11 protein-coding genes are annotated in these 14,253 nt (G+C 36.7%); 5 read left to right on the top strand and 6 right to left on the bottom strand.

The genetic code is table 11. The features are described from left to right. Nucleotides 1-31 precede the first annotated feature (31 nt). Nucleotides 32-2,398, bottom strand: coding sequence for an RND family transporter (locus LPB89_RS18465; RefSeq protein WP_230703149.1), 2,367 nt, complete (start codon nucleotides 2,396-2,398; stop codon nucleotides 32-34). A 183-nt stretch (nucleotides 2,399-2,581) separates the two neighbouring features. On the opposite strand from LPB89_RS18465, the gene LPB89_RS18460 reads away from it, so the two are divergent. The 4 genes from LPB89_RS18460 (at nucleotide 2,582) to LPB89_RS18445 (ending at nucleotide 7,168) form a co-directional block, all read left to right on the top strand. After that, nucleotides 2,582-2,911, top strand: a complete 330-nt coding sequence (locus LPB89_RS18460) for a multidrug efflux SMR transporter (RefSeq protein ID WP_230703148.1) — start codon at nucleotides 2,582-2,584, stop codon at nucleotides 2,909-2,911. 181 nt (nucleotides 2,912-3,092) lie between these two features. Then, complete coding sequence (locus LPB89_RS18455; protein ID WP_127340508.1) at nucleotides 3,093-3,854, top strand: histidine kinase; 762 nt, start codon at nucleotides 3,093-3,095, stop codon at nucleotides 3,852-3,854. Continuing rightward, on the top strand, nucleotides 3,817-4,536 hold the full coding sequence (locus tag LPB89_RS18450) for a LytTR family DNA-binding domain-containing protein (protein WP_230703147.1): 720 nt from the start codon (nucleotides 3,817-3,819) through the stop codon (nucleotides 4,534-4,536). The genes LPB89_RS18455 and LPB89_RS18450 overlap by 38 nt, the downstream gene beginning before the upstream one ends. Before the next feature lie 361 nt (nucleotides 4,537-4,897). Further along, nucleotides 4,898-7,168, top strand: a complete 2,271-nt coding sequence (locus LPB89_RS18445) for a cation:proton antiporter (RefSeq protein WP_230703146.1) — start codon at nucleotides 4,898-4,900, stop codon at nucleotides 7,166-7,168. Nucleotides 7,169-7,374: 206 nt separating this feature from the next. Here LPB89_RS18445 and LPB89_RS18440 read toward each other — a convergent pair whose 3' ends face one another. The 3 genes from LPB89_RS18440 to pyrH form a co-directional block, all read right to left on the bottom strand. Continuing rightward, nucleotides 7,375-9,870 carry a DUF5686 family protein gene (locus LPB89_RS18440; protein WP_230703145.1) on the bottom strand — a complete coding sequence of 832 codons (2,496 nt, stop codon included), beginning with the start codon at nucleotides 9,868-9,870 and terminating at the stop codon, nucleotides 7,375-7,377. A gap of 118 nt (nucleotides 9,871-9,988) precedes the next feature. Further along, nucleotides 9,989-10,552: a ribosome recycling factor gene (gene frr / locus LPB89_RS18435; protein ID WP_127340504.1), complete on the bottom strand. Its 564-nt coding sequence runs from the start codon at nucleotides 10,550-10,552 to the stop codon at nucleotides 9,989-9,991. A 151-nt stretch (nucleotides 10,553-10,703) separates the two neighbouring features. Further along, on the bottom strand, nucleotides 10,704-11,411 hold the full coding sequence (pyrH, locus tag LPB89_RS18430) for a UMP kinase (protein ID WP_127340530.1): 708 nt from the start codon (nucleotides 11,409-11,411) through the stop codon (nucleotides 10,704-10,706). Between the two features lie 191 nt (nucleotides 11,412-11,602). Here pyrH and LPB89_RS18425 point away from each other — a divergent pair, with 191 nt between their 5' ends. Further along, nucleotides 11,603-12,220, top strand: coding sequence for a thioredoxin family protein (locus LPB89_RS18425; protein ID WP_230703144.1), 618 nt, complete (start codon nucleotides 11,603-11,605; stop codon nucleotides 12,218-12,220). Nucleotides 12,221-12,697: 477 nt separating this feature from the next. Here LPB89_RS18425 and truB read toward each other — a convergent pair whose 3' ends face one another. Together truB and LPB89_RS18415 are read right to left on the bottom strand one after the other, a co-directional pair. After that, nucleotides 12,698-13,387 (bottom strand): tRNA pseudouridine(55) synthase TruB, encoded by a 690-nt coding sequence (gene truB, locus LPB89_RS18420; RefSeq protein WP_127340502.1) that lies wholly within the window; start codon nucleotides 13,385-13,387, stop codon nucleotides 12,698-12,700. Further along, nucleotides 13,387-14,184, bottom strand: a complete 798-nt coding sequence (locus tag LPB89_RS18415; protein WP_230703143.1) for an undecaprenyl-diphosphate phosphatase — start codon at nucleotides 14,182-14,184, stop codon at nucleotides 13,387-13,389. The genes truB and LPB89_RS18415 overlap by 1 nt, the downstream gene beginning before the upstream one ends. Between the last annotated feature and the right edge of the window lie 69 nt (nucleotides 14,185-14,253).

Below are 14,253 nucleotides of genomic sequence, written 5' to 3'. Positions count from 1 at the left end.
CTCATTCGTGCAATTCGTGGCAAAAAAAACATTACCCCTCCAAATTTTCCAAATCCTCTTTTTTAGCTTTCTTCTTCTCAAAAGTCAAAACCAAAGCCGGTAAAACCAATAGATTTGCAAACATCGCAAATGCCAAAGTACAGGAAATTAATCCTCCAAGGGCAATGGTGCCGCTGAAGCTGGAAAGCGTAAAAGTAGCAAAACCCAATATCAAAACTACCGAAGTATAAAAAGTACTGATTCCGGTTTCTCTTAAAGCACTGAAAACAGATTTCTTGACTTTTCCGTTGTTCTGCAATAGATCATGCTTGTATTTCGCCATAAACTGAATCGCATTATCAACCGAAATTCCAAACGCAATACTAAAGACCAAAATTGTAGATGGTTTCAACGGAATTCCGAAATAACCCATTAATCCCGAAGTAATACAAAGCGGTAAAACATTCGTAATAACCGAAGCAAAAACCATTTTAAACGAACGGAATAAATACAACATCAAAGCTGCAATGACCAAAATGGCAAAAATCAACGATTCGATTAAGTTGTCTACCAGATACGAGGTTCCTTTCTGGAACACCAGAGCTTTTCCGGTAACGGTAACTTCATAACGGTCGGAAGGGAAAATTTCATCGATTTTTGCGTGCAGTTTTTTCTCCACTTTCGCCATTTCATCCGTACCAATATCTCTCATGAAAGTCGTGATTCGGGCGTATTGTCCTGTCGAATCCACATAGCTTTTCATTAAATTGTCCTTACTGTTTTTAGTCGCATTTTTAGCATACGATAAAATAAAAGTCTGTTCCTGCGAAGTCGGTAATTGGTAATATTCCGGATTTCCGTTATAAAAAGCCTGTTTCGAATATTTAACCAGATTCACTACAGAAACCGGTTTTGATAATTCCGGCATGGAGGCAATAGTGTTTTGCAGCTCATCCATTTTGCGCATCGTCGATAATTTCATCACCCCTTTTTTGTGTTTGGTGTCGATCATTATTTCGAGCGGCATAACGCCGTTGAATTCTTTTTCGTAGAATAAAATATCTTTAAAAAACGAAGCGCTTTTTGGCATTTCACCAATCAGACTCCCGGAAACTTTCATTTGGGAAACCCCAATAACACTGAAAACCAAAAGTAATCCGTAAATCGTATAAATAACTTTTCTTTTGTTTTTTACCACATTTTCAACAAAGTCAAGCAAGGTCGAAATGTAGGTTTTGGTCAAATGATATAAATGTTTTTCATTTGGCATTGACATAAAACTGTATACAATCGGCACAATCAAAAGGGTCAGTAAATAAACCGAAATCACATTGATAGAAGTCACCAGACCAAATTCAAAAAGCAAATCATTACCCGTGATCATAAAAGTTGCAAAACCAATGGCAGTTGTTAAATTCGTCATTAAAGTCGAAACACCAATTTTAGAAATAATACGCTGCAGCGCTTTTGCCTGATTACTGTGCAATTTGATTTCCTGCTGATACTTATTGATCAGGAAAATACAGTTCGTAATTCCGATTACAATAATCAATGGCGGAATAATAGCCGTTAAAACCGTGATTTTATAATGAAACAATCCTAAAGTCCCGAACGACCAGATCACCCCAACTATTAAGATACAAATCGAAATAAATGTTGCTCTGAAGGAACGGAAAAAGAAAAAGAAAATCAAAGAAACCGTAAACAAAGCCGCTCCGATAAAAAGCCCAATTTCGCCTTTCATATTATCGGCATTGATCGTTCTGATGTAGGGCATTCCGGAAACACGAAGATCAACTCCGGTGGTTTTTTCGAATTTATCGATTTTCGGAACTAAATTTTCAAGGATAAAAGTCTTTCTTTCCGCAGTGTTTACCAATGCTTTGTTGATGTAAACTGCAGAGCGCACACTGCCGCTTTCTTTGTTAAACAATAATCCTTCGTAAAAAGGCAGATTGTGAAACAGGTCGTACTGAACGCTTTTTAAATAAGCCGGATCGTGCGTTTTACTCTGATTAATAAAAGGCGACAGAACGAATTTTTCATTAACCGTATCTTTTTCTAATTTCTTTAAATCATTTAATGAAACGACCAGATCAACTTCTTTTGAATTTTTTAAACCGGTCATCAGTTCATTCCAGGCAGCGTAATTTTTTGGTGTAAAAAAGTTCGGATCCTTAAAACCAATCACAACAAGATTCCCTTCTTCACCAAACTTATCTAAAAACTTTTGATAGTCTTTATTTGCAATATGATCTTTAGGAAGCAAATTGGCTTCGGTATAAGTCATAGCAAGGTTTTTCCATTGGAAAGCAAGGAATATGGTTAAGGCAGCAAGGACAATCAGAATTGTTATTCTGTTTTTAAGTATGATTCGGGCTATTTTTTCCCAAAATCCAACTTGAACTGTGTTTTTCATAAAATCTTTAAAAATGGTTGCAAATGTAGTGAAAAGTGCTCTAAATCATAATTATTCGAACTCGTTTTTACTTTTTGTTAACACAAATCACGATATCGCTTTTGTGATAATATTGCTTTCTTTTGATGGTTTCTCCACGGGCTTTTCTCATATTTGTATTCAAATTTAAAAAAGGAAACGAAAATGAACTGGATTTTATTGATTATTGCCGGACTTTTCGAAGTTGGATTTGCATCCTGCCTGGGAAAAGCCAAAGAAACCACGGGAATTATCTCGACCTATTGGATGGCAGGGTTTTTTATCTGTCTTTCGATCAGCATGATTTTGCTCTACAAAGCGACTCAGATTTTGCCTATTGGTACAGCCTATGCCGTATGGACAGGAATAGGCGCTGTGGGAACTGTTTTGGTTGGTGTTCTGGTTTTTAAAGAACCGGCAACTTTCTGGAGAATCTTTTTTCTTTCGACTTTAATTGCTTCGATTATCGGGTTGAAGTTTGTGTCCAGTCATTAAATTATAGGTCACGGATTTTATGGCTTATACTGATTTACACAGATTATAAAATTATTTTAATCCGTGGCCAAAAAGTTCCCGCAGATTTTGCAGATTACGCGGATTTAGGCAGACAGTGGGATTTTAAATTTGTGTAATTCGTGCAATTCGTGGCGAAAAAACATTTAAACTTTAAATAACAATGCAGGAAAACAACACTATCACATTTATATTTCTCGCAATTCTTTTATTGCTGATTGTCATTATCTGCTTTTTGATGTATCAACTGCTGCAATTCAAAAAAGCAAAAGATGATGCCGAAAAGAGTTTTTATGCACTCGAAATGAAAGTGAATGATTTGCAGCTGGAAACGCTGGAGTCAAAACTGAATCCGCATTTGTTTAAAAACATCCTGAATTCAATTCAGTCCCACGCGTATCAAACCTATTTTGCGCTGGATAAACTAGCCAATGTGCTGGACTATATTTTGTACGAAAGCAAAAAGAAGTTTGTGACGGCAAAAGAAGAAATTGATTTTGCGCTGAATTTAATCGAAATCAATAAAATCAAAATCAGTCCGCTTTTTGAGCTGAAGATCAAAACCAATATCAATAAGGAAGACAAACTGTATGAACAGCCGTTGCTCGCACCGCTGATTTCTATTGATCTAATCGAAAATGCCTTTAAACATGCGGATTTGCAAAGTGCAGATGCCTTTATCTCGGTTGTTTTTGAATTTAGGGACAATGCTTTTTTTATGACCGTTTCGAATAAAATTTCCGACAAAAAAGTATTAAAAAAAGAACGCAGCGGTTTTGGCCACGCCACTTTAGAACACCGCTTGCGAATTATTTATAAAAATAACTTCAAACTGGAAAGGTTTGTAGAAAACGATATTTACATAGCCCATCTAAAAATAGACTTACTTGAATACAAAACTGAAATGCTTGCTTCTGGACGATGAGCTGCCGGGATTAACGTATCTGAAAATGCTTTGCGAGCAAATTCCTGAAGTGGAAATCGTAAAAACGTTTAATAATCCGGAAAAACTCCTTGCTGATATTCCAAATCTCGATTTTGATTTGCTAATATCAGATATCGAAATGCCCGGAATTGACGGACTTCATCTGGCAGAAATGCTCGATAATAAATTGGTTATTTTCTGTACGGCCTATAAGGAATATGCGGCAGATGCTTTTAATATTGATGCAGTCGATTATATTACAAAACCGGTAAAACTGGAACGTCTGCAAAAAGCGATTTCAAAAGCTTTTGAACGGTTTCATAAACCGGATGCGGCCAAAAAGTTCATTCAGCTGAATACAGACAAAGGAAAAACTTTGTTGTATTTCAATCAGATTCAGTACATCAAAACCGCAGTGAGCGACAGTCGCGATAAAACGGTTCTTTTGGCAGACGGCAGTTTTCTGAATTTGAAAAACGTTAAATTCGATACCCTTTTGCACGAATTGCCCGAAGCCGATTTCTGCCGTGTAAACAAAAAAGAAATTGTAGCGGTAAAAGCGATTAAGTTTTTTAACCACAACGAAATTGTCCTGCATCACTTAGAGAAAAAAGACAAAAACACCACCCTGCTTCTGAGCGAAACCTACCGTGCTGAGTTTTTGAAAAAGGTGAAAATTTAGAGTACACCAAAAATGCCAGACACAGCGAAACCAAAAAGTCAGGCTGAACATACTGGTGTCAGGCTGAGCGGAGTCGAAGCCCTTTTTGAATATGCAAGCCTTCGACTCCGCTCAGGGTGACAGTTTTTTTCACAAAATAAAATCTTCTAAAATAGGCCAGGCTGAGCGAAGTCGAAGCCCTCCTCGCTGGCATTATAATCAGGCTTTCGATTGGAGAAACACACTTGTTTTTAGCGCAATTGTCTAACTTATTACAAAGTTTTTCAGACTTGTTACATACATTTGAAATTAAGTAAAAAAAACCTTTTTCACTTCCTGTTGAGTGTTGATATTTGCACCATTAAAATCAAAAAAACGAGTTATGAATAATATTAAAAACTCCTTATTTTACATTACGGTTATTGGTGGTTTTACAACTCTGATATATTGGGTAATTTCAAAAGGTGCCTCACTCGAAGTAGGACGCGGAATCATTCATAAAAAAATCGAAAGCAATCACTGGAATGATTTTTTACATTCCATGGTAGAAAATCTGCAGCATCCACTGGCTATTTTACTGGCCCAGATTGTGACTATTATTTTGGTAGCGCGTTTGTTTGGATGGGTCTTCAGAAAAATAGGGCAGCCCTCTGTAATTGGAGAAATGATTGCGGGTATCGTTTTAGGACCCTCTTTGGTCGGAATGTATTTCCCTGAATTTTCAGCCGCTTTATTTCCAAAAGAATCATTAGGGAACTTACAATTCCTGAGTCAGATTGGTCTGATACTTTTTATGTTCGTAATCGGAATGGAGCTGGATTTGAAAGTACTTAAAAATAAAGCACATGATGCTGTCGTAATTAGCCACGCCAGTATTGTGATTCCGTTTGCATTGGGATTGTCACTGGCTTATTTTATCTATCATACGTTCGCTCCGGTTGGGGTTGAATTTGCCTCTTTCGGATTATTCATGGGAATTGCCATGAGTATTACCGCATTTCCGGTATTGGCCAGAATTGTGCAGGAGCGGGGCATGCAGAAAACAAAACTGGGAACTATTGCCATAACTTGTGCCGCAGCTGATGATATTACGGCCTGGTGTATTCTGGCTGTTGTCATTGCGATCGTAAAGGCAGGTTCTTTTACAAGTGCTTTATATGTTATTGGTCTGGCTATTTTGTATGTAATTATCATGCTGAAAATAGTTCGTCCGTTCCTGAAACGTGTGGGAGACTTGAATTCAACCCGCGAAAGTCTGAATAAACCTGTGGTCGCTATTTTTTTTCTGACACTTTTATTCTCTGCTTATGCTGCCGAATTAATTGGAATTCACGCTTTGTTCGGCGCTTTCTTAGCAGGAGCTATTATGCCGGAAAACAATAAATTCAGAAATATTTTTATCGAAAAAGTGGAAGACGTTTCAATCATTGTCTTATTGCCCTTATTCTTTGTCTTCACTGGTTTGCGTACGCAAATTGGTTTGTTGAACGATCCTTATTTATGGAAAGTGACCGCGGTAATTATTGCAGTAGCGGTAGCCGGTAAATTCCTCGGAAGTGCTTTTGCTGCCAAATTTGTCGGACAAAGCTGGAAAGACAGTTTAGCCATTGGCGCTTTAATGAACACACGTGGTTTAATGGAGCTGGTGGTGTTAAATATTGGGTATGACTTAGGCGTTTTATCTACCGAGATTTTTACCATGATGGTTATTATGGCGTTGGTAACTACGTTTATGACAGGTCCGGCTTTAGATTTTATCGGCTTTATTTTTAAGGATAAAATAACCGCAATTCCACAGGAAATCGGAAATAAAAGTAAATACAAGATTTTACTTTCGTTTGCGACCCCGGAAAGAGGTAAAAAATTATTGAGAATTGCAAACAGTCTGGTTAAAAAACAGGGTGATAATTCTATTGTTACAGCAATGCATTTGTCCTTAAGTACAGAAATACATTCGTTTGATGTAAAAGATCACGAGCGAAAAATGCTGGTACCCGTTATTCAGGAATCAGAACGTCTGGAACAAAATATGGTTAGTATTTTTAAAGTGACGAATGATATTGATACTGATATTATCGATACCGCCAATCAGGGCGAATATGACTTATTGCTGGTGGGATTGGGACAATCTATTTTTGACGGGACCTTACTGGGGAAAATCCTCGGTTTTACCACCCGAATCGTAAATCCGGATCGTCTGATCGATAAATTTACAGGAAAAGAAGGCTTGTTCGAAAATTCTCCTTTTGATGAAAGAACCCGTCATATCATAGCCAAGAGTAAGATGCCTGTCGGAATTTTTATTGATAAGGACTTAGAAGAAGTAAATCAGGTTTTTATGCCAATATTTAGTAAAGAAGATTCTTTTTTAATTGAATATGCCAAGAAATTAATCAACAACAATGGTTCCCAGATTACGGTTCTGGATGCAAGCGGTGAAGTCAAAAATACACGTGATATTCAGGAAACAATTCGTTCGATAGAACAGATTGCTCCAAATCATATCATGATCATGCACGAAAGGACTATCAAAAAAGAGTTCCTCGAAAATCAGAACCTGATGATTATTAGTCTCGACAGTTGGAAAAAACTAATTGAATCGCAAAGTACATGGCTGAATAATACGCCATCGGTTTTGATTCTGAAACCATAGACGGAGGAAGAAATTCCAATAATTTAAAATCCCAAATTCCAATTTTCACGATTGGAATTTGGGATTTTTTTATTTGTATCTATTTACTTTTTATGGGTTGGCAGAATGATAAACTAAAGTTTGGAATTTGGAATTTAAACTTTGGAATTTTAAGGAAGCTTTGGAATTTAAGATATTTGGAATTTAATTTTTTTTAGAATTTAACCCTAAAGTCCCAAATCAAGTACATAAGAAATCTTAACAGCAATATTATCGTCAAATCTCGCTAACTGATTGGGGCCATATCTGTAAAATCCGCCTAAGCCGATCCCTTTGTAGATTTTATTTAATTCGATTCCGGATTCAAAATAACCTTTGTCCAGTGTTTTGTAAGCAGGCCCGACGTGTTGCTGTGGGTTTTCCATATTTCCCCAGGCCATTCTGGTGACTAATACCAGCGATGGGCGGACTTTTCTCATGATTTTAATACGGTCAAAACCATGTTTAATTTGGAACATAACATATTCGCTGGAGAAAAACTCATTAAAAAACATAGTTTCAAAACTGTTTCGTCCCGAAAAAGTAATACGCTGAACGATGGTCTCTTTGGTCAGGTTATTCGGAGCCGTATTGTAGAGATGTGTAATCGGAACATCTCCGAAAGCATATCCTCCCTGCAGCAGTAAACTTGTTTTCTGGCGATTGAGATATTGTTTTTCATATTCTGCCTTAAAATCGATTTTGCCAAAGTTAAAATCGTTTTCCAACACATTCGGAAGGGATTGTGTGTACTGGAAAGTAAATCTCGGAAACCTTTTGTCAGATTCGTTTCTTCCGGTTGGCGTTTGCATAAATTCACTAAAGGGTGCCCAGACTACAGATAACATAGCCGTGGTCATAATGTAACTCGAGTACAATCTTCCGTTGAGGTTAAAAAGATAATCAAATTTGGGCTCGATTAAGTTTCTCGATACTTCTAAAACCGCTTCTGTCTTCGGGATAATTTTCGATTGCACATTGGCTCTCCATCCCGTGTATTGATAAAATGTACTAATGTTAATCGGACGTGGATCATAAATTTTAAAAACACGCTTGTCAACGGCAAAAACGGTACTCGCAATTTCCCGTACATCATCCATATAATAAGCGTTAAGCCAGGTGTTGGTACTTTTGTCCAGTAAAACGCCGGCTCCGGTACTGTATTTAAAAGCACCGTCCTTAGTTCCGTAAGCTGTATAAGCTTCAAGACGGAAATCTTTAGAGAAACGATCATTGGTAATACCGCCAAGACCCAGTCTGAAACCTTCATAATTATTGTAACTGATGATTTTTTTCAGGTCAAGATCAACGGGCCCGACCGGATAGAAACCATTAATGATTTTACGGCCAATTCCAAGGCGCTTTTCCACTCTTTTTTTGATCGAAAGGCTGTCCAGTAGCAAATACGTTTTCTGGCCTCTTAAATCCAGGTTTTCTTTTCGGTAGCCTTCCCAGAAAGTTTCCGGTTTTTTGTTGGCATCTTCTTTAATTTCGATATAAAGTGCCGGATTTTTTATCGGAGGATTGGTATTGTAATGAATATCGAAGTTGTTGCTTTCGGAAAGTAAATACGTAAAGTCTGAAGCCACTTTTTTTCTAGGTTCTAAACTTTCTTCAGCATCGGCATCAAACTGAATCGTTCCGCCTAAAATTTTGATGTCCTCCTCGTTTTTACCCTTTACAATTTTGAAGGTCGTATTGCTTTGAAACCATATTTTTTCATTCGGAGCATATTCAAATTCATGAATGCCGCTAATGTCCAAAACGCCTTTGATACGCATGACTGCTTTTGCTATGGCAAAATTCTCCTGATCGATATATAAAACACCTTCTAGTCCGGATGTTTTTCTTTTCAGTTTGTTTTTGAAATAAATCATGTAGGTCTCGCGGCCTTTTATGTTTACCGTATCAAGCAGTTTGTAATTGTAATCTTTAAAAGCATTGTTTGAAATCGGGCTTTCGTATTTGGTTTCCAGTAATTCGTATTTATTATCGTAAATCGAAATAGATTGTAAATTAAAAGCGATAATCTCATACACAGGCTGTTTGAAACCGGCCATTTTTGTGCCGAGAACAGTTTCTTTGAGTTTGTTATTGCCAAATTGATATTGGGATACTTTTTCGGTCTGAAATAAATGCTGCCTGCTGATGATTTCTTTGAATTTATAATCGGAAGAATCAATATTGATTTTCTTTTTGTCTAAGTCTTTATACAATGCTGAAGAGTCAATACGGCCATCTATAGAATCAGGATTGGCGGTAACAATAAGTTTGTTGTAGGTTTTGTACTCAAAACTGTGCAGCTTTTTTTGTGGATTATTCGAGTTTTTATTTAAGATTACCTTTCGTAAAATGGCTAAAGCCGGATTTTCATTTGAAACGACGACTTCTTTTAAATCATCTGTTTTCTCGGAAAGTGAAATCGTATAGAATTTTTTGTTTTTTAGTACAGTTATGGTTTTGGTTTCAAAACCAACATAAGAAACCGTGTAATAAGCAAAATCGGCTGAAGCGGTAAAGGTAAATTTACCATCAACATCGGTTATGGTGCTTAAGTTGTCTGATGTTTTGATGGTGGCAAACGGAAGCGGTTTGTTGTTGGAATCACTTACAATTCCGCTTATTTGAAATTGCGCCTGAATGGTCAGCGTGAAAAACAAACTCAGAAAACAAAATAGCTTCATACAGAGGATTCTAGTTTCGAAAATGAAAACAATTAATTTTTGGTACGCAAAAATAAGAATAAAAAAATCCGTCTAGTACAATTTAACTAAACGGATTTTTATTTTGTGTTGAATAAGATTACACTTTCATGATTTCAGCTTCTTTTGCAGCCAGTAATTCATCAATTTTTCTAATGTACGTATTCGTTAAGTTCTGAACTTCTTCTTCGGCAGATTTGCAAATGTCCTCAGAAGTGCCTTCTTTTTCTAATTTTTTGATATCCGTATTCGCATCTTTACGTACGTTACGCACACCGATCTTTGCATCTTCAGCCTCAGATTTCGCCTGTTTGGCCAAATCTCTACGGCGCTCTTCTGTCAAAGGCGGAACACTGATAATGATAACGTCTCCGTTATTCATCGGGTTGAAACCAATATTGGCAATCATAATGGCTTTTTCAATAGTCTGCAGCATGTTTTTTTCAAACGGCTGTAAAGTAATTGTTCTCGCATCAGGAACACTGATTTTCGATACCTGCGAAAGTGGTGTTGCAGATCCGTAATAATCTACAAAGACGCTTCCAAGCATAGCCGGAGAAGCTTTTCCTGCACGAATGTTAAGAAATTCTTTCTCTAAATGCGCTATAGAACCATTCATGGATTCTTCAGTACTATCTAATATAAATTCTATTTCTTCAGTCATTTTTTTTAGATTTTTAGATTTTCAGATGGTTGATTTTTAGATTTCTAAAAATTTTGGCATCTAATTTACTAACTAATATGTTTTTTTTGTTTTTTGTATATTAAACGATTATTGAAATCCGATAATCTAAAATTCCAACAATCTAAGTAGTCTAAATGTTAACTACGGTTCCTATGTTGTCGCCTTCACAGATTTTCAACAGATTTCCAATTTTGTTCATATCAAAAACAACGATTGGCAATTTATTTTCCTGGCTTAAGGTGAAAGCGGTAGTGTCCATTACATTTAATCCTTTTTTCAGTACATCATCAAAAGAGATGAAGTCGAATTTTACTGCCGAAGCATTTTTCTCCGGATCAGAATCGTATACGCCATCAACGCGTGTTCCTTTCAGGATTACATCGGCATTGATTTCGATTCCTCTTAAAACAGCTGCTGTATCGGTAGTAAAATAAGGGTTTCCTGTTCCGGCACCAAAAATCACGATTCTTCCTTTTTCAAGGTGACGGTCCGCTCTTCTTTTGATATAAGGCTCAGCAATAGATTCCATTTTCAAAGCAGTCTGCAAACGTGTTTTCATTCCTTTGTCTTCCAGCGCACCCTGCAATGCCATTCCGTTAATTACGGTTGCCAGCATTCCCATATAATCGCCTTGTACTCTATCCATACCGGCACTTGCACCTGCAACGCCCCTAAAAATATTTCCTCCTCCGATAACAATAGCAATTTCGACTCCTTTGCTGTGAATTTGCTTAATTTCCTCGGCATATTCGGCTAATCTTTTTGGGTCAATTCCGTATTGTAAATCACCCATTAAGGCCTCGCCACTTAGTTTTAGAAGAATTCTTTTATATTTCATTTGTTGTGTTGCGTTAATTTGTGCAAATATAGACATATTCTGATTTTTAAAAATAATGTTTAGAAAAATAATTTTGATCGGTATGATTTAATCCGTGGGCTTTTTTAGATTCATTTCTCCTTAATATGACAAAAGTCACTTCAGCGTCTTTCTAAAATTTGTATTTTTATGGAATCCTAAATCAATCAAATATGAAAAGTATTGTAGCCAAAGCATTATTCAACAGTTACTCTTATGCTGAATATCGAAAATTAGTGACCGATTTATTATCCGAAGGAAAATCTACAGGTGATGTACAATCCGAAAGCCTCACGCATTACACCAGCCTGAACGAAGCCCGAATGAATCGTCTCGAGAAAACCATAAAAATTACTGAAGATACTGTTGATAAGCTGCAAAAACTGGAAAATCATTTTATCTGGCTCGTAATTTCCGAAGGCTGGTGCGGCGATGCGGCACAAATACTTCCCATTATAAATAAAATGGCCCTGGCTTCTGATAAAAAAGTGGAGCTGCGAATTGTTTTGCGTGATGAAAACGATGAATTAATGAGCCAGTACTTAACCAACGGCGGAAGGGCTATTCCTAAAGTTATTGTTATTTGCAAAGAAGCCGGAATTGTCCGTACCGATTGGGGACCAAGACCAAAAGGGGCAACCCGGTTAATGGCCGACTATAAAAAAGAATTCGGAGTAATTGATGATAAAATCAAAACCGATCTGCAATTGTGGTATCTCGCCGATAAAGGGGTTTCGGTTCAGGAAGAATTGCTTGAAATCATGGATAATATTACATATAACCGACTGTAATTTTAAAGAATAAAATCTTTAAAAGCCTTTTGAAATATGGTAATTGACTGAAGGCAAGTGTTTTAATTTTAAAAAATGTAATAAAATATTTTTTTATTCTACAGGAATGTGTATCTTAGTAAAAGAATCCCACTTCTATTATCTACTTTTTGATTTACTCTAGTATTGGTGTTTATTTAATGTTTAACTATTAAAAACTGCACTATTATGAAAAAGTTATTCGAAAGGTTTTATGACTATTTTTCATCATTCTTGTTTGGAGGAAAAAGCGTTCCTCACTATTAATCACAGAAAAACAAGTATGAAGTAACATTACTTAGGAGTTGGCACATTACAATACCCCATTGTGTAATGTGCTTATTTAGGGTCAATTTCAATAAAGATTGCCTTAAAGAATTGCTCTTAAACTAAATCACAAAAACACCAAAACGTACGGCCGACGCTTTAGAAAAAATAAAAGTGAATGCGGATTGTTTTCTATTGGAGACTTTGCTCAAACAAAGTAATATCGATGGCATTTTTCACATCGTAGTCTCCAATTTTAGTCCGGCGCAAAACCGTTAAGTGTGAACCTGAATTCATGGCTTTTCCAAAATCAAAAGCCAAAGAACGGATATAAGTCCCTTTACTGCAAACGACTCTGAAATCAATTTCAGGTAATGCAATCCTCGTAATTTCAAATTCGTGAATGGTGGTTTTTCTGCTGGCGATTTCAACAGTCTCTCCGGCACGTGCATGTTCGTACAGGCGGACACCGTCTTTTTTAATAGCAGAAAAAATGGGCGGTATCTGATCGATTTCCCCTAAAAACTGTTTTACGGTTTCATGTATTAAGGCCTCATCGATATGTTCCGTTGGGAATGTCTCGTCGATTTCAGTCTCTAAATCATAGGATGGAGTAGTAGCACCAATGTAAAAAGTGCCTGTATATTCTTTTGCCTGACCTTGTAGTTCCGAAATTCTTTTAGTGAATTTTCCGGTGCAGATCAATAATAAACCGGTTGCTAAGGGATCTAAAGTTCCGGCGTGACCAATTTTGAACTTCTTGGGAAGTCCGACTTTATTAATTAAAAGATACTTTAATTTGTTGACTGCTTGAAACGAACTCCATTTTAGTGGTTTGTCTATCAGTAAAACTTGTCCGTTTAAATATTCTTCAGGCGTCATTATAAGATGGTAAGCGGGTGAATGAAAAAGTGAATCACTAACAAAATGATTCCTGCCAGTATTCGGTAATAACCAAACACCCTGAATCCGTTTTTGGTCAGAAATCCAATGAAAGTTTTTATAGCCAAAAGGGCTACAATAAAAGCAACAACATTTCCAATAATCAAAAAGTTGATTTGGTCGTGCGATAATACGAATCCGTCTTTATAATAATCGTAACATTTTTTTACCGTTGCACCCAACATGGTCGGAACGGCCAGAAAAAAGGAGAATTCAGCTGCAGTGGTTCTGGAAAGCTTTTGGGACATACCGCCAACGATACTGGCGCCGCTTCTTGAAACTCCTGGAATCATGGCAATACATTGAAATAATCCGATTTTAAAAGCCTGCAAATAACTAATCTCCTGAGAAGTTTCGGCTGTGTCAGGTCTGCTGAACCATTCATCCACTTTCAATAAAATTAAACCGCCAATCAAAAGGGAAACAGCTACTGTAACCGGATTTTCTAATAAACCGTCTATAAAATCACTTAGCAATAATCCCAAAACTACAGCCGGAATAAAAGCTACTAAAAGTTTAAAGTAAAAATCAAGTGTCTGAAAAAAACGTCTGAAATATAAAACAACCACAGAAAGGATGGCACCAAGCTGGATCACAATCGTGAAAAGTTTAGTGAAATCGTCGTGGGCAATTCCAAAAAAAGAAGAGGCAATAATCATGTGACCAGTTGAAGAAACAGGTAAAAATTCTGTAATTCCTTCAATAATGGCAAGGATAATGGCTTGTAAAGTATTCATTTATTTAGATTATTGGATTTTTAGACTTTTGGATTTTTAGATTTCTCAGATTTTTTTAGAAAGAATCTA

Source organism: Flavobacterium sp. ENC (genome assembly GCF_020991415.1).
In the GTDB taxonomy this organism is placed as follows: Bacteria; Bacteroidota; Bacteroidia; order Flavobacteriales; family Flavobacteriaceae; genus Flavobacterium.
This window is presented reverse-complemented; position numbering and strand designations above follow the sequence as displayed.